The 24338-nt window shown below is 45.5% G+C and carries 22 protein-coding genes; 8 read left to right on the forward strand and 14 right to left on the reverse strand.

Going from position 1 to position 24338, the window contains the following annotated elements:
* Positions 1-6 precede the first annotated feature (6 nt).
* Entirely contained in the window at positions 7-648 is a 642-nt protein-coding gene (locus B2U10_RS12295; protein WP_290788039.1) for a YkyA family protein, read from the forward strand.
* 100 nt (positions 649-748) lie between these two features.
* A complete protein-coding gene (locus B2U10_RS12300) occupies positions 749-1651 on the forward strand; it encodes an EamA family transporter (RefSeq protein WP_290788042.1) in 903 nt (300 codons plus the stop codon).
* A 20-nt stretch (positions 1652-1671) separates the two neighbouring features.
* Here the strand turns inward: B2U10_RS12300 and nagE are convergent, their stop codons facing one another.
* The 3 genes from nagE to B2U10_RS12315 form a co-directional block, all read right to left on the reverse strand.
* Positions 1672-3180 (reverse strand): N-acetylglucosamine-specific PTS transporter subunit IIBC, encoded by a 1509-nt coding sequence (gene nagE, locus B2U10_RS12305; protein ID WP_035412415.1) that lies wholly within the window; start codon positions 3178-3180, stop codon positions 1672-1674.
* Between the two features lie 212 nt (positions 3181-3392).
* On the reverse strand, positions 3393-3590 hold the full coding sequence (locus tag B2U10_RS12310) for a CsbD family protein (protein WP_035412412.1): 198 nt from the start codon (positions 3588-3590) through the stop codon (positions 3393-3395).
* Between the two features lie 154 nt (positions 3591-3744).
* Entirely contained in the window at positions 3745-4947 is a 1203-nt protein-coding gene (locus tag B2U10_RS12315) for an ornithine--oxo-acid transaminase (protein WP_023467138.1), read from the reverse strand.
* A 186-nt stretch (positions 4948-5133) separates the two neighbouring features.
* Between B2U10_RS12315 and B2U10_RS12320 the strand changes: the two genes are divergently transcribed.
* The gene (locus tag B2U10_RS12320) at positions 5134-7161 is read left to right on the forward strand and encodes an EAL domain-containing protein (protein ID WP_290788045.1); all 2028 of its coding nucleotides are present in this window, start codon (positions 5134-5136) and stop codon (positions 7159-7161) included.
* Positions 7162-7226: 65 nt separating this feature from the next.
* On the opposite strand, the gene B2U10_RS12325 is transcribed toward B2U10_RS12320, so the two are convergent.
* Positions 7227-8624 carry a basic amino acid/polyamine antiporter gene (locus B2U10_RS12325; RefSeq protein ID WP_290774806.1) on the reverse strand — a complete coding sequence of 466 codons (1398 nt, stop codon included), beginning with the start codon at positions 8622-8624 and terminating at the stop codon, positions 7227-7229.
* Positions 8625-8735: 111 nt separating this feature from the next.
* On the opposite strand from B2U10_RS12325, the gene B2U10_RS12330 reads away from it, so the two are divergent.
* The gene (locus B2U10_RS12330; RefSeq protein ID WP_290788048.1) at positions 8736-9419 is read left to right on the forward strand and encodes an MgtC/SapB family protein; all 684 of its coding nucleotides are present in this window, start codon (positions 8736-8738) and stop codon (positions 9417-9419) included.
* A gap of 109 nt (positions 9420-9528) precedes the next feature.
* Positions 9529-11163: a peptide ABC transporter substrate-binding protein gene (locus B2U10_RS12335; RefSeq protein WP_290754139.1), complete on the forward strand. Its 1635-nt coding sequence runs from the start codon at positions 9529-9531 to the stop codon at positions 11161-11163.
* A gap of 131 nt (positions 11164-11294) precedes the next feature.
* On the opposite strand, the gene B2U10_RS12340 is transcribed toward B2U10_RS12335, so the two are convergent.
* Complete coding sequence (locus B2U10_RS12340) at positions 11295-11552, reverse strand: hypothetical protein (RefSeq protein WP_035412398.1); 258 nt, start codon at positions 11550-11552, stop codon at positions 11295-11297.
* Positions 11553-11815: 263 nt separating this feature from the next.
* Positions 11816-13549, reverse strand: a complete 1734-nt coding sequence (gene ade, locus B2U10_RS12345) for an adenine deaminase (RefSeq protein WP_290788051.1) — start codon at positions 13547-13549, stop codon at positions 11816-11818.
* Between the two features lie 124 nt (positions 13550-13673).
* Here ade and B2U10_RS12350 point away from each other — a divergent pair, with 124 nt between their 5' ends.
* Both B2U10_RS12350 and B2U10_RS12355 read left to right on the forward strand, forming a co-directional pair.
* Complete coding sequence (locus B2U10_RS12350) at positions 13674-14213, forward strand: gamma carbonic anhydrase family protein (protein WP_047395039.1); 540 nt, start codon at positions 13674-13676, stop codon at positions 14211-14213.
* Positions 14214-14325: 112 nt separating this feature from the next.
* Positions 14326-14511 carry a hypothetical protein gene (locus B2U10_RS12355; RefSeq protein WP_035412391.1) on the forward strand — a complete coding sequence of 62 codons (186 nt, stop codon included), beginning with the start codon at positions 14326-14328 and terminating at the stop codon, positions 14509-14511.
* A gap of 145 nt (positions 14512-14656) precedes the next feature.
* Here the strand turns inward: B2U10_RS12355 and B2U10_RS12360 are convergent, their stop codons facing one another.
* Together B2U10_RS12360 and B2U10_RS12365 are read right to left on the reverse strand one after the other, a co-directional pair.
* Positions 14657-16240, reverse strand: a complete 1584-nt coding sequence (locus B2U10_RS12360) for a glycine betaine ABC transporter substrate-binding protein (RefSeq protein ID WP_035412388.1) — start codon at positions 16238-16240, stop codon at positions 14657-14659.
* Positions 16237-17364 (reverse strand): ABC transporter ATP-binding protein, encoded by a 1128-nt coding sequence (locus B2U10_RS12365; RefSeq protein WP_035412384.1) that lies wholly within the window; start codon positions 17362-17364, stop codon positions 16237-16239. The genes B2U10_RS12360 and B2U10_RS12365 overlap by 4 nt, the downstream gene beginning before the upstream one ends.
* Before the next feature lie 192 nt (positions 17365-17556).
* On the opposite strand from B2U10_RS12365, the gene B2U10_RS12370 reads away from it, so the two are divergent.
* Entirely contained in the window at positions 17557-18552 is a 996-nt protein-coding gene (locus B2U10_RS12370) for a LysM peptidoglycan-binding domain-containing protein (protein ID WP_290788055.1), read from the forward strand.
* Positions 18553-18675: 123 nt separating this feature from the next.
* Here the strand turns inward: B2U10_RS12370 and lysA are convergent, their stop codons facing one another.
* Genes lysA through dapA form a run of 6 tightly spaced genes read right to left on the reverse strand, consistent with a single transcriptional unit; the run spans position 18676 to position 24337 of the window.
* On the reverse strand, positions 18676-19992 hold the full coding sequence (gene lysA / locus B2U10_RS12375) for a diaminopimelate decarboxylase (protein WP_290788058.1): 1317 nt from the start codon (positions 19990-19992) through the stop codon (positions 18676-18678).
* A gap of 13 nt (positions 19993-20005) precedes the next feature.
* Positions 20006-21064, reverse strand: coding sequence for an alanine racemase (alr, locus tag B2U10_RS12380; RefSeq protein WP_290788061.1), 1059 nt, complete (start codon positions 21062-21064; stop codon positions 20006-20008).
* Positions 21061-21993, reverse strand: a complete 933-nt coding sequence (locus B2U10_RS12385; protein ID WP_290788064.1) for a branched-chain amino acid transaminase — start codon at positions 21991-21993, stop codon at positions 21061-21063. The genes alr and B2U10_RS12385 overlap by 4 nt, the downstream gene beginning before the upstream one ends.
* 25 nt (positions 21994-22018) lie before the next feature.
* Positions 22019-22726 (reverse strand): 2,3,4,5-tetrahydropyridine-2,6-dicarboxylate N-acetyltransferase, encoded by a 708-nt coding sequence (dapD, locus tag B2U10_RS12390; RefSeq protein WP_029340774.1) that lies wholly within the window; start codon positions 22724-22726, stop codon positions 22019-22021.
* Positions 22713-23459, reverse strand: coding sequence for a 4-hydroxy-tetrahydrodipicolinate reductase (dapB, locus tag B2U10_RS12395; RefSeq protein WP_056063458.1), 747 nt, complete (start codon positions 23457-23459; stop codon positions 22713-22715). The genes dapD and dapB overlap by 14 nt, the downstream gene beginning before the upstream one ends.
* The gene (dapA, locus tag B2U10_RS12400) at positions 23456-24337 is read right to left on the reverse strand and encodes a 4-hydroxy-tetrahydrodipicolinate synthase (RefSeq protein ID WP_035412367.1); all 882 of its coding nucleotides are present in this window, start codon (positions 24335-24337) and stop codon (positions 23456-23458) included. Before dapA ends, dapB begins: the two co-directional genes overlap by 4 nt.
* Between the last annotated feature and the right edge of the window lies 1 nt (position 24338).

The following is a 24338-nucleotide window of genomic DNA, read 5'->3' on the forward strand; positions in this document are numbered from 1 at the left end:
ATCTAGATGAAAAAATCATTCGTAGCAGTACTGTTCCTGTCGAGCTTCGGACTCGCTGCCTGCTCCAACGATTCACCAGCCTCTCTTCATGAACAGCTAGAGCAACAAGTCAAAGGTGAAGAAAAAGCATTCACGTTAGCTGATCAACGTGCTCGTAAGGACGAAATTTCAGTTAATACGTACCAAGCCGTTCTTGATGCAGGTGCTGAAGAAATCAAACGCTCTCAAAATGAACGGGAGGAACTAGAAGCCTTAAATGACGAACGGCTTTCTTTATTGAAACAAGAAGAAACGTTACGTAAGGAAACGTACGCTGAACTTGATCTTGAAGAATTGAAGGATGCTGTAAACAAACTTGATGGTAAAGCAAAAACAGAGGGAACTGCCTTAGTGGCAATCATCAAGGAACGCCAGCAGACGTTTCAAACGTTCTCGAAAACGTATCGACAAGCGATGGACGCTGAAAAGAAAGTGCTTTCACGCTTGACTAAAAAACCGGATTTCGTTAAGATTGATGAGTCAACAGCGGATTTAAATCGTTTAACACGGAAAGCTACCGCGTCATTAAAGAAGTGGAATACGCTGACCGTTCGGTATAATCAAACGAAAACCCGGCTGTATCGTTTGCTCGACACATCAACTCAATAAATCACACAGGTTGCAACCAAACCCTGTCCAAAAAACCTGGACAAGGCCCCGTTGCAACCTTTTTTGTGTGGTTTTTACTAAAAATGGAGGGAAATTATTCATGCATCGCTCAAAAGCAACCTTATTCGTTCTCATTGGCGCTATCAGTTATGGTGTCCTCTCAACGATCGTCAAACTCGCTTATGCAGCTGGATTTAACTCAGCAGCCGTTTCTGGGAGTCAATTTTTCTTCGGTTGGCTGATGATTTTCGGTCTTGCCTTATTTACGAAAAATCTTCGTCTCGATCTCAAGACAGCTGGTCTTCTCATGTTGATCGGTATCTCTAGTGGTACAACTGGTTATCTGTACTATCAAAGTCTTCAGACCGTATCGGCATCCGTTGCAATCATTCTCTTATTCCAATTCACTTGGATTGGTGTCATCATCGATGCGCTCGCATTCAGACGTTTACCATCTCGCGCGCATTTCCTGTCTGCGATTCTGTTGATTGGCGGAGCCATTCTTGCGAGTGCCGCTTACTCGAGTCCACTTGACTTCCGTGGAACATTATTCGGTCTTGGAGCGGCTGTCAGCTTCTCAATTTTCTTACTCGCTAGTGGACGCATCGCCAATCATTTACCCGTCATCAAGAAGAGTTTTTACATGATGACAGGCGGTCTTGCTTTCGTCATGACGATGTATCCACCGACGACGTTCTTGTCCTCTGCGAACTTCGAAAATGGACTTCTGTTATACGCGATTCCGCTCGGTCTGTTCGCGTTAATTTTACCACCGCTCTTATTTGCTGCGGGCGCGCCTCACCTCTCCCCAGCAAGCGTTTCTTTGCTTGGAGCAGCTGAACTACCGACAGCAGTCATCTGTTCCGTGTTAATTTTAGGTGAACATCTGATGAGCTCTCAATGGATTGGGATCGTCATCATCCTGATCGGAATTTTTTATCCAATCTATCGCTCGAGCAAAACAGCACCTGTTGCGAACGTACAGCAAAACGACCTTTCCTGATCTCAGGAAAGGTCGTTTTTTTACTTCTGTCGCTTCATCGCATCTGCAACGAATTCGACATCTGTGCCAATGATGATTTGAACACTTGTTGCCCCCATCTTCATGACACCTTTTGCTCCAGCCGCTTTAATCGCCGCTTCATCAATGATGCTTGGATCCTTTACTTGAAGACGTAAACGTGTCGCACAGTTGTCAATCGACGTGACATTTTCTGTTCCTTTCAATCCAGCAAAAATTTGAGCTGCTTGTTGTTCATATTTATCGTCTGAGTCCGTCAAAACGACTCCCGTGTCTGTAACGAGCGATTCATCTTCACGACCTGGTGTCTTCAGATCGAATTTTGTGATCATGAAGTAGAACAGGAAGTAGTAGACGACCGCGAACGCGAGACCAACCGGGATGATCAACAATGGTTTTTTCGCAATCCCGAAGTTCAAGGCGTAATCAATGAAACCAGCCGAGAAGGAGAAGCCATGTAAAATACCGAGTAAGTTAACGATGGCCATCGATAGACCCGTTAGTACAGCATGGATGACGTATAAAACAGGTGACAAGAACATGAACGAGAACTCAATTGGTTCCGTAATTCCTGTCAGGAAGGATGTCAGTCCAAGACCAATCATCGCTCCGGCAACGGCTTTTCGATTTTCCTTACGCGCAGCCATGACGATGGCAAAGGCTGCAGCTGGCAAGGCAAACATCATGATCGGGAAGAAGCCAGCTTGATAAATCCCCGCTGTTGGATCTCCAGCGAAGAAACGCGCAATATCCCCGTTCGCTACCGTACCATCTGCTTTTTCGTATGAACCGAAAACAAACCAAAAAATATTATTTAAAACATGGTGCAAGCCGACAGGAATCAGGAGACGGTTAAAGAATCCAAACAAAGCAGCGCCTCCTGCGCCAAGACCGACCATCCATTCACCGGCACCGTTGATACCTTGCTCGATGAACGGCCAAACATAACCAAAGATGAAAGCAAGTACGAGCATGACAGCTGAGGTAATGATTGGAACAAAACGACGGCCTCCGAAGAATGCCAACCAATCCGGTAACTTAATATTGTAGAAGCGATTGTATAGAAGACCGGCAACGATACCCGCAATGATCCCACCGAATACTGCCATATTGACGGTTGAACCGAGCGTCGCCTGGTTCGCAATCGAACCAAGTGTCGCGCCATCGACCTTGGTCGAGGAATCATTGACGATCGCCGCAATCGCATCATATTTTGCTTGAATCTGTGCACTGGAATAATCCTTGTTCATCGAGTCGACGCCATTTTTTAAGACAAGATACCCGATGGCTCCGGCAAGACCCGCTGCCCCACTCGCATCAATCGATAGACCGATTGCGACACCAATGGCAAATATCAATGGAAGGTTATCAAAAATTGCCCCTCCTGCTGCTACCATCAATGGAATATCTAGCATATCCGCCGAACCTAATCGAAGTACGATTCCGGCAGCTGGTAATACTGCGATTGGTAACATCAAAGCCTTACCAATTCGTTGTAGAAACTGCAACATCCTTTTCACCCTTTCCTGAATAAAACGATAATGACAGAACAATGTAAACGCTTTTACGTTTTTAATTATTCCATATAAATATCTAAATGACTAGACCTTTATACAAATTATTCACTATCTTTTTTATTAGTATAAAAATTCATTATAGCAAACACTAAAAACCGGACTAGAGTAATCCTCCAGTCCGGTTTTTCTATTTAATTCCCACGGTCTTAACGACGAGTTGTATCTTCAAAATTTTGTTGAACGTTTCCTACGGTTTTCTTGGCGTCACCTTTTAATTGATCTTTTTTACCTTCGCGCTCTGTCGATTTATCTCCTGTTGCTTTACCGAGTGCTTCTTTTGCTTTACCCGCTACTTTATCAACAAGACCATCTGCTTTTTTATTGAGACCACTGTCATTTGACATAACCATTACCCCCATTTAAAAAGTTTTTTTTGCGATAGTTGTATGTTCCCGTATGACTGAATTTCAAACATTTCCTGTATCCATACCGACACTCATCCAAACAAAAATAACAGTGAACATCTTGTTCACTGTTATTCGATTTGAATGTATTCATTTACTGGGCGACGGAAACGCCTAACACTTGTTCAATCCGTTCGAACGCCCAATCCAACTCTTCTTTTGTGATGACAAGCGGTGGTGCAAAGCGAATGACTGTCTCGTGTGTTTCTTTACAGAGTAAGCCTTTCTCTTTCAACGCTTCGCAATATGGTCGAGCTGCTTCTGTTAGTTCAACACCAATGAACAATCCACGACCACGTACTTCTTTGATCATCGGGTTGTTAATTTGTTTTAATTTTTCCATGAAGTACGTACCGAGTTCGAGTGAACGTTCCGGTAACTTTTCGTCTTCTAATACTTCAAGTGAAGCAATCGATACGGCACAAGCGAGTGGATTACCACCGAACGTCGAGCCGTGTGAACCTGGATTGAAGACAGAAAGGACATCTTTATTCGCGGCAACACATGAGATTGGGAATACCCCACCACCCAGTGCTTTCCCAAGAATGTACATGTCTGGTGTTACCTCGTCCCAATCAGAAGCAAACCATTTACCGGAACGACCAAGTCCAGATTGAATCTCATCCGATACGAGCAAAACATTCTGCGCACGACAAACTTCTTGTGCATCTTTTAGGAAGCCATCATACGGAATTAAAATTCCTGCTTCGCCTTGAATCGGCTCCAAGATGAATGCCGCTGTATTTTCAGTGATTGCCTGTTTTAGTGCCTCCAGATCGCCGTATGGAATCGTCTTGATTCCAGGAAGAAGCGGTCCAAATCCTCGTTGATATTCTGCCTCCGTCGACATGGAGACAGCTGTCATCGTTCGACCGTGAAAGTTTCCTTCACAAACGATGATTTCAGCATCACCTGGGATTTGTTTCACTTCATATGCCCAGCGTCGTGCTGCTTTCACTGCCGTCTCAACAGCTTCCGCACCTGTATTCATCGGTAATACCATGTCTTTACCCGTCAATTGTGCTACTTTTTCATAGAAAAAGCCCAGTTGATCATTGTGGAAGGCACGTGACGTCAAAGTGATCTTATCCGCCTGTCGTTTTAGAGCTTCGATGATTTTCGGATGACGATGTCCTTGGTTGACGGCTGAGTAAGCACTCAACATATCCATATAACGACGTCCTTCCGGATCCGTGACGAAGACACCTTCTGCTTCTGAAATGACGATCGGGAGTGGATGGTAGTTATGTGCTCCGAACTGTTCTGTCTGTTGAATGATTTTCTCTGTTTGATTCATCAAGATTCCCCCTTATAGCTCTTTAGAAAACGCTTTCAAGATCATTATAGCAGATTTTCTTGTATAATCTTCATCTAAAAAATGTATAACCTAGAGGATTGGGATGCGTAAGAATTGAATATATTGGGAAAAGACAAGACAAGTGAACCGTCATCTCTTTTCATCATAAAGGAGCGTGCGCACGTAATGGATCGTTCGACCATTGATTCCTATGAAGTCGTCATTCAAGAGTTTCCACTACCGTCTTTCATCTTAAATATCGATTTGACCATTCGTTCCTGGAACGAGTTAGCAGAACAGCATTGGGGCTGGACACAACAGGAAATCGTTGGCCAAATCGTTCCTTTACTTGACCAGGAAGATATGGCATTCAGCCATCAAATTTGGCATTCCTTTTTAGAACGCCGTCAATCGGTCCAATTGCCGAATGCCTCCTTATTCCATAAGTCTGGTACTCCCATGACCTCAACGTTGCTACTGTCTCCTCTACTTGATGAAGTAGGCAACGTCGTTGCTGCTTTCGTTTGTGGTATTCCGTCTGCTCAACAACCGATTACAACAAAACCATTATTTCAAGGTTTGATGGATTTACGTCAGGCGTTCGATCAAATCGCCAGTGTCGCTGTATTTGACGCGCGTGGTGCAATTACGTATATAAACGACCAACTCATGGATGTAACAGGTTACTGTCCTGAAATGCTTATTGGTCAGCCATGGTCCGTAATTCTCGATCAAACTAGTGCGACTGTCTCAGAAATCCGAACACAACTCCGTGAACGCAAAGCGTGGTCTGGTCGTCTTAGTCTCACTTCACATACGGGTGAACGAAAACATCTCCAAGCAACATTGATTCCGATTTATGATGCAAACGGCGTTCGTTTTCAGCATCTGTTCATCGGTAACGACATTACGGAAACAACTGTGCTTGAAGAAGAACTTGATTTTTTAGTGCATCACCATGAGATGACGCATTTATTAAATAAACGTGGATTTTTACGCGAAGGGGAAGCATTGTTCCAGTCTGCTGCATCACATGAACCCATTGCACTCATTTTGTTCGATATCGATCGTTTCAAAGTCATAAACGATTCGTTTGGAACACATGTCGGGGATCAACTCCTTCAAGCAATGGCAACACGGCTTTTGGAACATACGACGGGTGTCCTTTCTTTTCATCCGACGAGTGATTTATTCGGTGTCCTATTACCTGCACCCTCGAGTAATCTACTCTTTCAATATGCTCGAAAATTACAACAAGCGTTACAACGTCCTTATTACATTAACGGTCATTCACTCATCGTTTCTTGCACATTCGGTATCACCGTCTATCCGTCTGAAGCGAAAACACTTGAAGATTTATACCGCCGCTCTGAAACTGCTCTCTATGCGGGAAAATCAATTGGTACGGGAACGATTCAGTACTTAACACACGAGATGGACACACAATTCACACGTAAAATCCAACTCGAACGTTCTCTCTTCACAGCACTCGAAGATCAGTCGCTCTACCTTGCTTATCAACCGATCATCGAGCTTCAATCACAAGCCGTCAAAGGATTCGAAGCGTTATTACGCTGGAATCATACGGCGCTCGGAAATATTCCGCCGGATGAGTTCATTCCACTCGCCGAAGAAGCTTCTCTAATCACACCAATCAACAACTGGGTCATCATCGAAGCATGCGAACAGCTCGCGAAGTGGCAACAAACGATTGACCCTGAATTGACGATGGCGATCAACATTTCACCGCACCAATTCCAAAGTGACTCCTTTATTCGAACGTTGCAACATATCGTAACGGAGCGACTCGTTTCGCCATCTTCCGTCACGCTCGAGATGACAGAGAATATTGCTATCTTACAGACACAACGAACCGTCGAACGCATGCACCTCATTAAGTCACTCGGTTTCCGCTTATCGATTGATGATTTTGGAACAGGCTACTCTTCTTTACAGTATCTCAGTGCGTTTCCAATTGATGAATTAAAAATCGATAAAGTGTTTATTGATGGACTAGCAAAGAACGATCATGCTTTGCTGGATTCTATCATTCAACTGGGTCGCAATCTAGAGTTGAACCTCGTCGCTGAGGGTGTTGAGACAGAACATGCCTTGACTTACTTGAAAATGACAGATTGCCAGTACATGCAAGGGTTCATTTTCTCTGAACCACTGTCCGTACAGGATGTCGAAAAACGATTCTCAACCCCTTAATAAAAAAAGAAGTCACGGTGGAAAAGCATCCACCACGACTTCTTTTTTCATATCGTTTTTTACAATTACAATTGAATTTCTCCTACGACCATTCCGTAAACAGCCACTCCGGCTAAGATAACAAGAATCATGCTAGCAATCCACTCATAACGTGACATGCCTGTCCGTTGCTGTTCTCGTTCTGCTAACGCATATGCTAAAATGCCTGGCGCATAAACTAATGCCGCAATGACGATGTACCAAACGCCCGACGCATAGACGAGCCAAATAGAGTACGCGGATGCGATGACCGAGAAGAGTAACATTTTTCGATTCCGCTCTTCCCGCGAAGTCCGGATGCTGTACAAGGCTGATAACAGATACGGTAAGAGCGCACAAATCCCTGCAATACTTGATAGAACGAGATACGTCTGTGCAGAGAATAGCGCAATCCCAGCAACAATCTGTGTGGCGATCTGTGTAATCAGTAGTGCTCCGACTGGTGCCCCTTTTCGATTCGTCTTAGCGAATGCTTTCGGGAACGCACCATCTTTCGCAACCAAATATGAAATCTCTGATGCTAAAATCGTCCATCCAAGAAGCGCTCCGGATAGAGAGATGATTAAACCAATCATGATGATCGTCGCGCCGACTGGTCCGATTGCTGCCTCTAATACATACGCCATCGTCGGTTCCTTTAATCCAGCCAGTTTTTCTTGACTAAGGACGCCAAGTGATAAGACAGAAATTAAGATATAGATGACTAAAACACCAACGAGTCCTGTTACCGTCGCTTTTCCGACATCACTTCGATTTTTAGCACGACTCGATAAAACGACTGCCCCTTCAATTCCAACAAACGCCCAAAGCGTGACGAGCATCGTTCCCTTTACTTGATCGAAGATTGAACCGAGTTCTGTCCCATCTCCCCAGATGTCTAAATTGAACGTTTTGATATTAAAGGCGATCCCAACCAATAGAATGAAAATTAAGATTGGAACGAGCTTTGCAATCGTTGTAATCAGATTGACGAGGGTCGCTTCCTTGATCCCGCTTGAGACAAGCCAGAATAATCCCCAAATGACGACCATACTCATTAAAAGAAGGAATATCCGATTTTCTGCCGCGAAAATCGGGAAGAAATAACTAATCGCATTGAAGACGAGCGTGATGTTCGCAACCGTTCCAATCCATGCAGATACCCAGTATCCCCAAGCACTGTTGAAACCGACGAAACGTCCGAACCCTTCACGTGCATAGGCATAAATACCACCTTCAAGTTCGGGTTTACTGTTTGCAAGGTGCTGAAAGACGAGCGCGAGCATGATCATTCCAATTCCTGTGATACTCCAGCCGATGAGAATAGGTCCTGCACTTGCACTTTGGGCCATTGCACCGGGAAGGTTAAAGGCACCTCCACCGACCATCGAACCGATGACCATTGCTGCGAGAGCAAAGAAGCCGATTTTTTGCTGATTCATGATGAGACACTTCCTTTTTCCGTATATCTATTACATCTTACGTATATTCATTCGAAAGACACAAAAGTCATTATAACAAATCACCTTTTAAAGTAAAGAAAGGATTTGAGACGAATGAACTGGATTCATGTATTTCAGCTCGAGGACCTCTTCAAACTCCTAATAGCTGCTGCCCTTGGAATTTTCATGGGATTCGAGCGTGAAATAAAAAATAAACCGGTCGGTATACGCACTAGCCTCGTAATTACCCTCATCAGCTGTCTTTTAACCATCGTATCGATCAAATCCGTTTCACTCTATCACGATATGGCGACGAATGTTCAAATGGATCCGATGCGCCTTGTCGCACAAATCATTGCCGGAATCGGCTTCATTGGTGCTGGTGTCATTTTGCGTCGCCCTCACGATATCGTCAGTGGATTGACGACGGCCGCCATTATATGGAGTTCAAGTGGAATTGGAATTGCTGTCGGTGCAGGATTTATATGGGAATCAGTTTTTCTTGTTTTGTTTTTGTTCTTCTTATTAGAGGGGTTGACTCGAGGAATGCGCCGTATTAATAACAGTCGGTTCGAAGCGAACGTCCTTGTCGCACACTTGCTCCTTCCTGCTGATCTGGATCCATCTGAAATCATCTTCGCTCTTGAACGAAAAGGTGTTCATATTACGAATATGCGCATGCGAGGAGATCCGGTTCGATTGACATTACGAATGTATTCCCCGCATAAACTGACCATATTCCTACTTTATGACTATTTAAAATCACTCGGAATTAAGGATATAGACCTTGATCAGTGAGAATTATCTGAAAATTTATGTTGCATTTTTAATCACTTTCACTTAAATTAACAATATGTTCACATTTTTCTGAAATATTTAACTCTAACTCTCGGGGGGTCATCGTTCCATGAATAAAACATCGAAAATTGCGTTTGCTGGACTATCTAGCATCGCACTACTTGCTGTCGCTGCATGCGGGCAAGGAAATGATGAAAACACAAGCGGATCTGATTCAAAAAACAAGAAAAAGGAAGTCACGCTCGTTTCGACGACAGATGTACCTCAGCTTGATCCGACGAAAACGACGGACTCGACTTCCATCATTGTTACGAACAACGTCTTTGAAGGACTTTATCGACTTGATGGTGATAACAAGCCGACACCTGGAATCGCAGAAAGTGTCGAAGTATCAAAAGATAAAAAGACATATACGTTTAAATTGCGTAAAGATGCGAAGTGGTCGGATGGATCAGCCGTCACAGCAGATGATTTCATCTATGCTTGGAAGCGTGCACTTGATCCAAAGACAGCCGCAGAATACGCATACATTTTACAGGACTTGAAAAATGCCAATAAAATTATGGCAGGCAAAGCTGAACTCGATGAACTCGGTGTCAAGAAAATCGATGATCAGACACTTGAAGTACAACTCGAAGCTCCAGCACCTTACTTCCTTGGTTTGACGAGTTTTCCGACTTACTTACCATTAAAGCAATCATTCGTTGAAGATAAAGGCGATAAGTTCGCGACAAGTGTGGACACTATGGTCTTCAACGGACCTTTTGTCCTCGATAAGTGGCAAGCGAACGCGGGTTGGACATATAAGAAAAACCCGGATTACTGGGATAAAGCAAACGTCAAGATGGATCAGATCAACGTTAAAGTCGTTAAGGAAATCTCGACTGGCGTCAACCTCTTTGAAGCAAAAGAAGTCGACTTCGCACCGATTACATCTGAATTCGTTTCACAATATGAAAAATCAGAGGATTACAAGACACGTCCAGATGCTCGGATCAACTTCCTCCGCTTTAACCAAAAGAATAAAGCATTGAAAAACAAGAACATCCGAAAAGCGCTCGCACTTGGTTTTGAGAAACAAGGGATTACGGACGTCATCCTAAACGATGGATCAAAACCAGCAAACTTCATCGTTGCGAAAGACTTCACGTTCACACCGGATGGTGAGGATTTCCGAGCGAAATATCCGGATCTTCAAAGCTATGATGCCGATGCAGCGAAAAAAGCTTGGGATGCTGGATTGAAAGAACTTGGTGTCAAAACAGTCGAACTCAGCATGCTCTCACGGGATGAAGATGCATTCAAGAAAGTCTCTGAATACTTAAAAGGTGATCTAGAGAAACATCTTCCTGGTTTGACGATCAATATCAAACAACAACCGTTCAAGAACTTCCTCGACCTCGAATCGAAGGGCGATTATGATATCTCTGCAGCTGGATGGGGACCTGACTATCAGGATCCAATGACGTTCCTCGATATGTGGTTGACAGGCGGAAGCTTCAACCGGATGGAATACTCGAACAAAAAATTCGATGATCTCATCAAAGGGGCAAAACAACAAGCAGATGAAGCGAAACGTTGGTCTGATATGCAAGAAGCTGAAAAAATCTTGCTAACCGATGACTACGCGATCGCGCCGATCTATCAAAAAGGTGAAGCGTACTTGCAACGGACAAACATTGATAAATTATACCGTCACCCATTCGGTGCCGATATGAGCTTTAAATGGATGGAAATCAAGTAAACGAGGACCTGACGCACACATCGAATTCTTTAATCAACAAGTAGTGGACCTCGTCCGCTACTTGTTTTTGATTTCCTGAAGATATCTCTAAAAACAACAAAGACCCCTTCTGACGGAGCCATCGGGGGTCTTTACTGTGCGATTTGTTTATAAAAAGCGATTTCTTCATCTTGTCCTTCTTCCACTGCTCGGAAGAATTCAGCAAAATAGGCGTACAAAACGGTGCGTTCTTCATACGTCGGTCTGGCTTGACGAATAACGGAGAATGCAAGGTTTCGCAATTGACGTTTCGTTCGCCGATGTGTCGGAAGTGCATAAAATTGACGCGTGAATGAACGATAGACGTCCGCAATCAAGACTTCATGTCCTTCAAAATATGATTTATCCATAAATATAGTCCCCTTTCCACTTTAGTGATCCTATTCTTTTCTACGACTCTTTTAAATAAAGAGTTTCAAAGAAAGTGAGATTTCTCACAAATGATATAGACCTTACTATAACAAGCTTTCCAAAATGATTCAACATCCAAACTATTAAGTTTCATTAAGAATATTTAGACCTTTTGTAAAGTATCTTTCTTTGATTTTAGATCATCTATTTCTAATAAAAAACGGTCTGAGTCCCGGAAAGAGACTCAGACTCGCGATGGACTTTAGTTTGCTTGTACTGAAATATGCTGGAAGTGTTTCACATCGAATAAACCACTGTCGGTCAACTTCAATTCCGGAATGACCGGTAAGCAAAGGAACGACATCGTCAAATAAGGATTAAAGGACCGATCCGCTTCTAATACATCAAGTGCATCGTTTAATGCTTCGAGTGTATCCCCGACTTCTTGGAAAGGACGATTCGTCATCAGCCCAGCGATTTCGAGCGGTAACTCTGCAAGCACGTCTTGCCCATTAACAGCAATGACACCCCCACCCGCTTGAACAAGACGTTCTGCAGCGAGTTGCATCTCTTCGTCTGATGCCCCAACGATGACGAGATTATGTGAATCATGGGCAACGGTCGCAGCAATCGCTCCACGCTTCATCTTAAATCCTTTGACGATCCCAACTGCTGAGAACGATGTCCCGTGATGACGCTCAATGACAGCAATTTTTAAGAGATCCTCCTCTGGCACAGGAACGAAATGCCCTTCTTGAAGTGGAACGTCGAGAATTAAGTGCTCGGTGACGATGCTTTTCGGAATGACTCCGATGACATGCGCACGTGCTGATTCGAGTGGAAGGGCGAATACTTCTGGTGTGATCGGTTTTGTATTCAAGGTTCCACGTAATGACTCCGGCACATGAGCACGGCGAACGGGTCGAATCGTTTTCCCTGCTCGTGCGACACAATTCCCTTGAATATAAACCTCATCAATCACGACGTTATCGGCATCCGATAACAAGACGAAGTCCGCCCGGCGTCCTGGTACGATGGCTCCCCGATCGTCTAGACGATACGCGTTCGTCGCGTGCAACGATGCCATCGCATACGCTGTTTCGCGTTTAATCCCATGACGAATCGCATAGCGAATATTATAATCAATCGTACCTTCGCGTAATGTATCGTCCAAATGTTTATCATCCGTACAGAAGAGAAATCTGCTGGCATTACTCTCTGTCACGGCATCGAGTACTTCCTTCAAGTTTCGGGCTGCTGACCCTTCCCGTACTTCGACATACAGACCACGCCGTGCTCGTGCAATTGCATCTTCCTTACTGACGGATTCATGATCCGTCCGAATTCCAGCGACACCATAAATGTTGATTTCGCGTGGTCCGAGTCCTGCAGCATGTCCATCGACAAGTTTCCCTGCGTCTTCAATCTGTTTAATTTTTTGTAACATGTCGCGATCGGCTCGTTCGACAGCCGGATAATCCATGACTTCCCCTAAACCATGGACACCCGGATGATTGACGAATGGCGCAAGTGCCGCAGCATCAAGTGATGCCCCCGCATGTTCAAACGAAGTCGCCGGAACACAGCTCGGTAACATCATGCGCACGTCAAGGGCGAGATCTTCTGCATCATCTAGCATGAAGGACAAACCTTCTGCGCCTTTGACGTTCGCAATCTCATGTGGATCCGCGATGATCGTCGTGACGCCTAGTGGTAAAATCGCCTGCTCATACTCACTTGGTGGTACCATCGATGATTCGATATGGACATGGGCATCAACAAAACTTGGAGCGATGAACAGACTCGTTCCCGGACGATTCTCGACTCCTTCATACCCCTCTCCGACAGCAGCAATAAAGCCTGAATCAATCGCTACATCTGCCGTATACGTCTCACGTGTCATGACATCGATGACTGAAATGTTCTGATAGACGACAGCTGCTTTCTCTTTTTTTGCAGCAATCGCAATCAATCGTTCACGTACTGTTTGTTCCATCCTGTCTCCTCCTGGTGTAAGCGTATTTTCACTATCTTACAATTAGTTTGGAAGCTGTTGCAATTTATTTTTTGTAACGTCAAGATGAAAGAGTATGAATTTAATGCCTGAGGGGGAAAAACGCATGAAATATCGTGTCGGTTCACTTATTCCAAACATCGATCCATCCGTTTATTTAGCGGATGGATCAAAGGTCATCGGAGAGGTCACGATCGGAAAAGACTCATCCGTCTGGTTCAATACAGTCATCCGGGGAGATGAAGGTCCGATCCAAATCGGAGAACGCGTCAACATTCAAGATGGTTCGATGATTCATCAGTATGAAGGGTTTCCGACTATCATTGAAGATGAAGTCACGATTGGTCATATGGCAATGATTCATGGAGGTATCATTCGAAAAGGAGCTTTGATTGGAATGTCGGCAACGATCCTTGATGAAGCCGAAATTGGAGAAGGTGCATTCGTTGCTGCCGGAAGTCTTGTTCCGCCAAAAATGAAGGTGCCTGCAGGGACAATGGTTATGGGGGTTCCTGCAAAAATCGTCCGCGATATCAGCGACCATGATCGATTCATCATGGAACGGACAGTTCGAAAATATGTGAAACGAGGGCAGCAATATGCCGATAGTTGTGAAGCCATTACAGAGGATTTGACAAGTTTGTGAAAACGTTTACAAAGTTCACAGGTTCTTAATACCTCCCCTCTTCCGTCTTTACAATTCTTTCGTACACTAGAGGTGCAAGAGATGAATCAAGACACAGAGAGGGGATTTTTATATGATTCCAGTATATGAAGAACGTATTATGTCTGATTTATTTTCATCTACGAGTAACCCAAGCTATGGTTTGCCGACATTACCTGAATTTGAAACAGATTGGTTGACAGCTGAGGTTCAAGTACGTATCGTTAAAGATGCCGAGCACCGCCTTGGAACATTAAACCGAGAGGAAGAACGTGTATGATTCAGCAACGCACTGTTCGCGCTTGGCTCGCTAGTCGCATCAAAAAATAATTTAATCACTTGATTACGTATTTTCCAAAACGATATAGCGCGTCAGCGCGCATACAAAAAGAGCCGAAGCGGATTCCCGCCTCGGCTCTATCTGTTTATTTAGAAATCAATCCTTCTTTAATCAAGAAATCACGCGCGACTTTTTCAGGACGCTGCTTCTCAACATCTGCTTTGTAGTTCAGTTCTTGCATTTTTTCATCCGTGATTTTATCCTTCAATGTGTTGAGGACTTTTTTCAGCTCTGGATGTTCTTTAAGGGTTTCTTGACGAACAAGTGGTACCGCATAGTAGGGTGGGAAGAACTCTTTATCATCTTTAAGTACAGTCAAATCAAATTTCTTCAAAAGACCGTCTGTTGAAAAACTATCGATGACATTCGTTCGACCGTTCGTCAATGCTGTATAGCGAAGTCCTCCATCAACTGGTTGTACATCTTTGAACTTCATATCCGGATACTTCTTCTTTAGACCAAGATAACCATCTTCACGGTTCGCGAATTCAATCGTTGAACCGAGAATCAAGCGATCACTGACTTTTGACATGTCCGACACTGTCTTCAAGTCGTACTTCTTAATGTCTTCTTTTGTCATGGCAAGAGCATACGTATTGTTGAAGCCGATCGGATCTAGGACATCGACCTGACTTTTTTCGGGAATCATCTTCCCGACTTTTGCATAGACCGTTTTCGGATCCGTCTCGACTTCCTGCTTGAGCACGTCGATCAACAATGTCCCTGTGTACTCGACATACGCGTCAATCTCCCCTTTTTCAAGCGCCCCGTAAGCGACCTTCGTCCCCCCGAGATTTAATTGACGTTCGACTTGTAGATCCGTTTTATCTTCGATTAAATCCGCTAACATATTTCCAAGAATCAACTGTTCCGTAAAGTTCTTCGATCCGATGACGATCTTATCTTCCTTGAGGAAAGAATAAGCGACTGTACCACCAACCAATAGGAAGACGATGCTTGCGATTGCGATCTTGCGTCCCGCTGACATCGCTTTACGGCGCTTCCGTGCCTTGTTTTTAATTCGACCATCTGCGAGCGGAATACCGTTCGGCGCCACCGAATATTCAATCCGGCTGACGACGAAGTCGATGATAAGCGCTAAGATACCAGCTGGAATCGCTCCGGCGAGAATCTGGTTATTATCAACCGTTTGAATACCTGAAAAGACAAGGTAACCAAGACCACCGGCACCGATGAATGCTGAAATCGTCATTAAACCAACCGCTGTGACGGCTGAAATCCGAATCCCTGCCATCATGATCGGTAAGGCAAGCGGAATCTGGACCTTACTGAGGATTTGACGATCCGTCAAACCAATTCCTTTTGCTGCTTCAAGCGTATCTCCCGGAATACTCGATAGACCTGTGTACGTATTTTTGACGATCGGCAAGAGTGAATAGAGCACGACCATGATGATCGCTGGTGTCGATCCGATACCGATGAACGGAATCAAGAAACCGAGTAAAGCAAGACTCGGGACGGCTTGCACGACGCTCGTCAGCGCGAGGACCGGCTTCGCGAACTTTTGATAACGCGTGATTAAAATCCCGATCGGAATCCCAAGGACGACGGCGATGACGACGGCAAAGACCGTCAGCTGTAAGTGCTCCAGTAATAAGTCACCGATTTGATCGGTATTATTTTTTACATAATCAAAGAAACCGTTCATTGGACTTCCTCCTCATGAATGAATTGCTCACTCAAGACGGAAAGTAAGCTACTACGTGTGATTAATCCTCTTAGTTTTCCTGTTGCATCTGTTACCGGCAGATAACCTGTCTCTTCCTGATTCATGACTTCAAGGACATCAAGTAACGAATCGTGTTCATTGACGGCAATGATTTCGCCCTCCATTACTTCTTCAATTCGTTGGCTCTTATCCGGGATCGTTTGGATGTTCTTTAACTTAATCAGCCCTTGTAAAACGCGGTCACGATCAGTGATCAATAGACTGTCGACTTTTCGCCCACGCATGATCTCAATTCCCTGTAGCAATGTACGTTTGCCACTGATTGAAACTGGATCCTCAATCATGATATCTTCTGCCTTAATGAATTCTGGACTACTCCAAATTTTATTTTTTCCGATGAACGATTCGACATATTCATCTTTTGGATGACGCAGGATTTCTTCTGGAGTATCGAACTGAACGATTTCCCCGTCACGCATGATACATATCCGATCCGCTAACTTGATCGCTTCATCCATATCATGAGTGACGAAAACAATCGTCTTTTTCACTTCCTCTTGTAAGTTGAAAAGCTCTTCCTGCAAATCATTACGAGTAACGGGATCGAGAGCACTGAACGGCTCATCCATCAGGATGACATCAGGATCATTCATCAGAGCACGCGCGAAACCGACACGTTGCTGCTGTCCGCCACTGAGTTCGCTCGGATAACGATCAATAAATTGTCTCGGATCAAGCCCGACCATCGTTAATAGTTGTTCTGTCCGCTGATCCATCTCATCGTGATCTTTCCCCTCAAGTCCAGCAATCAATTGAATGTTTTCCCGGACCGTCATATGAGGGAACAGACCAGTTTGCTGAATGACATATCCCATATGGCGTCTTAATTCGATCGTATCCGTCTTCATGATATCCTTCCCATTGACCAAAATCGTGCCTGAAGAAGGTTCGATCAATCGATTGATCATTTTAAGTGATGTCGTTTTCCCACAACCACTTGGTCCGATAAAAACAACGAGTTCACCCTTTTGAATCTCGAGCGATAAGCCTTTTAAGACGACATTTTCCTTAAACTGCTTGCCGACGTTTTTGAATTCGATCATTCCTTCTCACTCCTTTTTACTATTTCCATATATTATGGTTTCCCAAAAAGATTATGGTTTAAACAAATTTCCATCAAATCAGTTTTATTTCTTTGAAAAAGGGGAAATTCTTAGTTCTTTTTTTAAAAATAAAGGGAATACCTAAATAAAGAGTACTGATAAAGCATGTTTTGATGAAGGAGGCCCTTAACGATGAACATCAAGAAACCCACCATCATGATGATCGGATTGCTTCTCCTAACCCCACTTTCAATTCCCTCACAGGTCGATGCAGCGAGTTCTACGTTTGTCACAAAAGGAACGACGACCAAAAAAGTCGTCGCATTGACATTTGATGACGGTTCAGACGGAACGAACATTGCCAAAATATTAAGTGTCTTAAAAAGTAATCAAGTGAAAGCTACTTTCTTTTTAACAGGCAGTGGTGCAAACAACCATCCTCAATCGATTAAAAACATCACAACCGCCTCTCCAACACATCAAATCGGCAATCACTCGTATTCACATCCGGATTTCACGACTTTATCAGCAAGCCAAATGACAAGTGAATTATCCCGGACGGAGTCGCTCATCCGATCCTTGACCGGAAAAACGACGAAACCGATTTTTCGGGCGCCGTTCGGTGCGAGTAACAGTAAGGTATTGAGTGTCGTCGGAGCGGCTGGTTATACGAAAACGATTCAATGGAATATCGATTCGACGGATTGGAAAGGCATCTCTTCAACAGCCATCTTGGATCGTGTAATACCAAAAGTCGTTCCTGGATCAATCATCCTCATGCACACTGGGGCTGGTGCGAAAGGAACACCAACCGCCCTGCCGACGATGATTTCGAAATTAAAAGCAAAAGGCTATTCGTTCGTCACGATTTCAGAACTGTTGCGTTCTACGACCCCAACCGGTACGACGTATACGGTCAAAGCGGGCGATACACTCTATTCGATTGCCCGTAAATACAATGTCTCGGTCTCTGCCCTCGCGAGTGCGAACAACATCACAAATTGGAGTCTACTCAATGTCGGTCAAGTCTTAAAAATCCCGACAACGACGTATACGGTTAAAGCGGGTGATACACTTTACTCGATCGCGACACGTTACGGTGTCACCGTCACAGCATTAATGCAGGCGAACGGCATCACAAATCCGAATCTCTTACTCGTTGGACAAGTCTTGAAAATCCCAAAATGAATATACTGATCACAGCACAAAAAAACGATTCCTCTCTAGTCGCGAGAAGAATCGTCACATGTATGAAAAAACCGGCGAAATTGCGCCGGTTTTTTTGTCGTCAATCGCTTGACCCCTCACCTCTTATGACTCTGAACGGACCCCATTGATTCCAAGATCACACTGAACTAAGTCCGCATATGTTTGTCGACGGACGACTTCGCGGGATTCCCCGTCCCGAACGAAGACGAGTGCCGGACGTAAGAATTGATTGTAGTTGCTTGCCATCGAGAAGTTATACGCTCCCGTTCCAAATACAGCGAGGGTATCGCCACTCTTTGGCGTAACTAACTGCGCTTTTTCAGCGACGAGATCACCTGATTCACAAGCTGCTCCAACGACAGTCATTTCGGTCGTTTCGCCACTCATCCGGTTAGCGATGACGGTTTCATAAACCGCTCCGTAAAGTGCGGGACGAATGTTATCCGTCATTCCACCGTCCACCGAAAGATATGTCCGGACGCCTTCGATCTCTTTGATTGCCCCAACTGTATAAAGTGTCGTCCCTGCATTCGCAACGACCCAGCGTCCTGGTTCGATACCGATTCGCGGACGTTCGATGCCAAGTCGTGCCGTTTCCGTCTCAATGACATCCATGACGCGTGCGATCGTCGCTTCAAAATCAAGTGGCTGGTCGTCCTGCGTATAGGCAATTCCGAACCCACCTCCAACGTTGACTTCGCTGACTGTGAAATCATGTTGTACACGAATTGTTTCGACGAAGCCCATCATCGTCCGAGCCGTCTGTTCGAACAGCGACGGATCTTGGATTTGCGAACCGACATGACAATGGATGCCAAGTAACGATAGATGTTCTGATGCTAAAATCGCTTCGATTGCGTCCAAGTAATCTGACGCATGTGTCGAGAAACCGAATTTCGTATCGACACCACCTGTCTGAATTTTCGCATGCGCTCCACCGATGACTTGTGGCACGATCCGAATCAAGACATGAACCGTTCGACCAGCTTGTGCCGCAATCGCTTCCAGTTGTGCAATCTCTGCAAAGTGATCGATGACGATTCGTCCGACACCTTCTACGACAGCATACTGAAGATCAGCCGTTGATTTATTCGAACCATGGAAATAAATTCGTTCTGCTGGAACGCCCGATTGACGGGCGATGAAGAGTTCCCCGCCCGTGACGACGTCAATTCCAAGACCATGACGTACGACTTGTTCATACACCGCACTGACAGTCAATGCTTTAGAAGCGAAGGAAGCATACGTATTCGGATACTTATCAAGGAAGTGTTCCCGGACGGTCGCCAGTCGATCCGTCAGCTCCCGTTCTGCCATCACGTACAATGGTGTTCCGTACTGTGCTGCAAGATCGGTCGCTGCGACACCATCGATGTGCAACGTGTTGTTTTCTTCTGTCAGGTATTGACTTCCATACATAATAAGTTCCTCCTTATAGATACTGATGCGTCAAACGCCAAGACCGGGCACACATCTGCTCTGAATTGTTCGCTGCTCCTGTCCGAGTAATATCGTCAATTTCAACGCCATCCCCGTATAGCACGACCTCGTCTCCGACCTCAACCGTCCCATCGACAGCGACGAACGTATGACTCATGAATAATTTATTGATGACCGGATAAGGTTTTTCTTTAATATGAACAGGCAGAGCGGCACGCCCACGGACGACACCGTCTCCATAGCCGACTGGTAAGATGGCAATCCGCATCGGTTCTGTACTCGTAAAGTTCGTCCCGTACCCAACGTGTTCACCCGGTCCGATTTCGCGAATTTCAACGACCTCCGTCGTCATCCGGAGCGAAGGAACGAGCCAGTCCATCTTTTCAATCGGTGAATAGCCGAATAAGAAGATTCCAGGGCGGACATAATTACAAAATGCGAGACGCGGATCGTGTTTGACGATCGTCGCACTGTTTTCCGAGTGCATATACGTAAACGTATGGCGCTTTCGTAACACATCGGCAATGGCGACGAAACGTTCGACTTGTCCATCGTGATCCGCATCCGGCTCATCGGCAAGCGGAAAATGTGTATATAAACCTGTTAAAGCGAGCGAATCTGCTTGCGCAAGCGCAAGAACAGCTTCCGCCTCTTGAAGCGAACTGACACCAAAACGATTCATCCCGACGTTGATCTTCAAATGTAACTCGATTCCTTGCAGCTGTTTACTGTTTAGGGCGAGCCATTCTAGCGATGAGACACCGAGTGCAATTCCGAAACGTCGTGCTGTTTCAAAATCCTCCGTCGGATTCATCACCAGTACATAACTGTCTGAAAAATTCGTTTTGATTTCAATGGCTTCATACAACTCGGCGACAGCAAAGTGCTGAACATCAGACGCCGTCAGCGTTTCGACCATCTCGAGCATGCCTAAGTTGTACGCATTGTTCTTGACCACGGCAAAAATATGTTTACGTGATCGAGCGAAGACCGATGCGACGTTCTGTCGCACCGCCTTCCGATCGATCGTGACGAGTGTACGCGTCGTCATTCTGCGACAGCTGGTGTCACATACGTCAACCAATCCGCATATTGCGGCAATTGACCTGTGACGGCTTGACGGTAAAGATCGAGCAACTCATCTGCGACGTTCCGTGTTCCGCCGTTGATGGAGATATGATCGATTTCACCGACACTCGTGATTTCAGCAGCTGTTCCTGTTAAGAAAATCTCATCTGCGACATATAACTCATCGCGTCCGATGTGACGTTCGACGACAGGATAGCCTTGATCTTGTGCCAAACGGATGATGACTTGGCGTGTGATACCGTCGAGTACTGAACAATCAAGTGACGGTGTATGAATCGTTCCGTTTTTAAGAAGGAAAAGATTCGCAACACTCGCTTCACTAACGTTTCCGTTCATGTCGAGCGCGATTGCTTCATCAAATCCATCACGGATGGCTTCACCTTTTAAGAGTTGTGAGTTCATATAGTTGGCAGCCGCTTTCGCTTGCATCGGCATCATCGTTGATGAGACGCGGCGGTATGATGCGACTTTGGCACGGATGCCAGCACCTTTATCGAAGTATTCCCCAAGCTCCCAGCAAGAGATACCGACATGAACTGTCGTATCTTTCGCCATCAATGCTTGCCATGGCGTACCGAGGAACACGAATGGACGGATATAACAAGATTCGAATCCGTTTTTCGCAACTAGATCAATCGTCGCCTGGACGAGTTCATCAACCGTATACGGAATTGTGACGTGGTAATAGGCGCAACTACGGAAAAGACGTTCAATATGTTCCTTCAATTGGAAAATCGCCGGTCCGTCCGGTGTCGCGTAGGCACGAATTCCTTCAAAGAATCCACTACCATAGTGAATCGCATGTGACATGACGCTCGTGTTCGCATCTTTCGGATCATGAAAGACTCCATCTAACCAAATTACTTCTCCATACTGTGTATCCACTGCCATGTGTTTTCCTCCTCTTCGACGTCAATCAGAGTGAACGTAAATCATCCACCAATTGCGTCTTCTCTTCTGTTTTCGCATCTTTCTGTTTGATGACACGTGCAGGTGTTCCGGCAACGACGCTTCCAGCAGGTACGTCTTCTGTGACGACACTACCGGCAGCGACGACGGCATCTTTACCGACTTTGACGCCTTCGAGAATGACTGCATTCGCACCAATCAAGACACCGTCTTCAATGATGACAGGTGTTTTTGAAGGTGGTTCGAGGACACCCGCGACCACGGCACCTGCGCCAACATGAACGTTTTTCCCGATCGTCCCACGTGCACCGACGACAGCGTTCATATCAATCATTGTACCATCTCCGATCGATGCACCGATATTGATGATCGCACCCATCATAACGACCGCGTTGTCACCAATGACGACATGATCACGAATCCATGAACCTGGTTCGATTCGCGCATTCAAATGACGTGTATCAAGCATAGGTACCGCACTGTTGCGACGGTCATACTCCACATGAACATCCGTGATGCGATCTGAATACTTTTCTAAGAAAGTAGCCGCAAGTCCTGCATCTGCGAAGAAAATTTTTGATTCATCTGATCCGAACGCTGTAGCACCTTCGATCGTCAAGCCCGCCAAATCGCCGTTGACATAAAGTTTTACCGGTGTTTGTTTTTTTGCATCTTTAATGAATTTAGCAATTTCGTAAGCATCAGTGAGTAACATGTGAATCCTCCTGTGTGTAGAGCGTCTCTAACGTATAGAGTCCCGCTGTTTTTTGAATGAGTGCTTCAGCTGCTTTGATCGCACCAGAAGCAAATACTTTTTTCGATAGCGCTGTATGTTTGATTTCAATCAACTCGTCGACACCTGCGAATAAGACTTCGTGTTCTCCGAAGATCGTTCCACCGCGCATCGCATGCATCCCGATCTCGTTCGTCTCCCGCTTTTGCCGCGTCTGTGACCGGTCATACACAGGTGTGACGTCACGTGCCGTCTGAATCGTTTGCAGTAACAACTCGGCCGTCCCACTTGGAGCATCGACTTTTTGATTATGATGTTTCTCAAGCAATTCGATGTCATACGCCCCTGCCAGTGGCACCAGTGTCTTCAGTAGTTGCTGCACCATTGCGATACCATACGACATGTTATACGACTGGAAGATCGGAATTTCTTTTGCAGCGTTCTTGATGGACGCAAGCTCCGCTTCAGAAAAACCAGTCGTCGCGATAACGAGTGGCGTCTTTGTCGCCAGCCCGTATGCGAGTAGATCCGGTAGCAAACTCGGATGCGAGAAGTCGATGATCGCATCGACCGTTTCTGACATCTCCGTCAGCTCGGCATATGAAGCGATTGTATCGGATGACTTCGTCCGGTCAACGATCGCAACGACACTTTGCGCTGCTAGTTCGACGACGTATTGTCCTGTCGCCCCATAACCGTGTAACGCGAGTCTCATCGAACCACTCCTTTGTAAGCACGCATTGTTTCAAGTAAATGGGCATGACCCACTTCCGATTGACGGACGAGTGGCAAGCGCGGTGCACCGACAGCAAAGCCAAGTTCTTCAAGCGATGCTTTAACTGGAATCGGATTGACGTCACTGAACAAAGCACCGATGACTGGTAACAAGTCTGCCTGAATCCGGCGGGCCGTGGCGAGATCTTGCGCGAGTAACGCTTCAGCAAGTGCTTGTGTCTCTGCTGGATACGGATTTGAAAGAACCGAGATAACCCCCTGTGCCCCCCATGCCATGTAAGGTAGGATTTGATCATCATTTCCACAGAAGACCGCGAAGTCTTCCGGAATCGCCGCCATCAGTTCACCCATGAAGCTGACGTCTCCACTCGCTTCTTTAAACGCCTGGATCCGAGGATGACGTGCCAATGTCACCGCTGTTTCGACGGCAATCGCAACACCAGTCCGTGACGGGACGTTGTACAGCATGATTGGTAATTGTGTAGCATCAGCAACTGCCGTGAAGTGTGCGATGAGACCAGCTTGTGATGTTTTATTGTAATAAGGCGTCACAAGCATCGCTGCGTCCGCACCGAGGCGTTCTGCGAGTAATGTTTTCTCGATCGTTACTGCCGTGTTGTTCGAACCCGTTCCTGCAATGATGGGTACTCGTCCTGCCGTGACCTGAACGGCAGTCGTCAGTAGTTGTTCGAATTCCGTATTCGTCAATGTCGAGCCTTCTCCTGTCGTCCCTCCGACGACAAGTGCCTGAATCCCTGCTGCGAGTTGTTGCTCGATCAAGCGTTCGAATACATGTAAATCCAACTCGCCTGCTTCATTAAATGGTGTGACGAGTGCTGTACCTGCTCCTTTGAACATG

The organism is Exiguobacterium sp. UBA7533 (assembly GCF_002479335.1).
GTDB lineage: Bacteria > Bacillota > Bacilli > Exiguobacteriales > Exiguobacteriaceae > Exiguobacterium_A.

What these genes read in the sequence shown, in the direction of transcription:
- B2U10_RS12295 (WP_290788039.1), top strand. Translation starts at nt 7, where the DNA reads ATGAAAAAATCATTCGTAGCAGTACTGTTCCTGTCGAGCTTCGGACTC.
- B2U10_RS12300 (WP_290788042.1), top strand. Translation starts at nt 749, where the DNA reads ATGCATCGCTCAAAAGCAACCTTATTCGTTCTCATTGGCGCTATCAGT.
- nagE (WP_035412415.1), bottom strand. Translation starts at nt 3,180, where the DNA reads ATGTTGCAGTTTCTACAACGAATTGGTAAGGCTTTGATGTTACCAATC.
- B2U10_RS12310 (WP_035412412.1), bottom strand. Translation starts at nt 3,590, where the DNA reads ATGTCAAATGACAGTGGTCTCAATAAAAAAGCAGATGGTCTTGTTGAT.
- B2U10_RS12315 (WP_023467138.1), bottom strand. Translation starts at nt 4,947, where the DNA reads ATGAATCAAACAGAGAAAATCATTCAACAGACAGAACAGTTCGGAGCA.
- B2U10_RS12320 (WP_290788045.1), top strand. Translation starts at nt 5,134, where the DNA reads ATGGATCGTTCGACCATTGATTCCTATGAAGTCGTCATTCAAGAGTTT.
- B2U10_RS12330 (WP_290788048.1), top strand. Translation starts at nt 8,736, where the DNA reads ATGAACTGGATTCATGTATTTCAGCTCGAGGACCTCTTCAAACTCCTA.
- B2U10_RS12335 (WP_290754139.1), top strand. Translation starts at nt 9,529, where the DNA reads ATGAATAAAACATCGAAAATTGCGTTTGCTGGACTATCTAGCATCGCA.
- B2U10_RS12340 (WP_035412398.1), bottom strand. Translation starts at nt 11,552, where the DNA reads ATGGATAAATCATATTTTGAAGGACATGAAGTCTTGATTGCGGACGTC.
- ade (WP_290788051.1), bottom strand. Translation starts at nt 13,549, where the DNA reads ATGGAACAAACAGTACGTGAACGATTGATTGCGATTGCTGCAAAAAAA.
- B2U10_RS12350 (WP_047395039.1), top strand. Translation starts at nt 13,674, where the DNA reads ATGAAATATCGTGTCGGTTCACTTATTCCAAACATCGATCCATCCGTT.
- B2U10_RS12355 (WP_035412391.1), top strand. Translation starts at nt 14,326, where the DNA reads ATGATTCCAGTATATGAAGAACGTATTATGTCTGATTTATTTTCATCT.
- B2U10_RS12360 (WP_035412388.1), bottom strand. Translation starts at nt 16,240, where the DNA reads ATGAACGGTTTCTTTGATTATGTAAAAAATAATACCGATCAAATCGGT.
- B2U10_RS12365 (WP_035412384.1), bottom strand. Translation starts at nt 17,364, where the DNA reads ATGATCGAATTCAAAAACGTCGGCAAGCAGTTTAAGGAAAATGTCGTC.
- B2U10_RS12370 (WP_290788055.1), top strand. Translation starts at nt 17,557, where the DNA reads ATGAACATCAAGAAACCCACCATCATGATGATCGGATTGCTTCTCCTA.
- lysA (WP_290788058.1), bottom strand. Translation starts at nt 19,992, where the DNA reads ATGTATGGAAGTCAATACCTGACAGAAGAAAACAACACGTTGCACATC.
- alr (WP_290788061.1), bottom strand. Translation starts at nt 21,064, where the DNA reads ATGACGACGCGTACACTCGTCACGATCGATCGGAAGGCGGTGCGACAG.
- B2U10_RS12385 (WP_290788064.1), bottom strand. Translation starts at nt 21,993, where the DNA reads ATGGCAGTGGATACACAGTATGGAGAAGTAATTTGGTTAGATGGAGTC.
- dapD (WP_029340774.1), bottom strand. Translation starts at nt 22,726, where the DNA reads ATGTTACTCACTGATGCTTACGAAATTGCTAAATTCATTAAAGATGCA.
- dapB (WP_056063458.1), bottom strand. Translation starts at nt 23,459, where the DNA reads ATGAGACTCGCGTTACACGGTTATGGGGCGACAGGACAATACGTCGTC.
- dapA (WP_035412367.1), bottom strand. Translation starts at nt 24,337, where the DNA reads ATGTTCAAAGGAGCAGGTACAGCACTCGTCACACCATTTAATGAAGCA.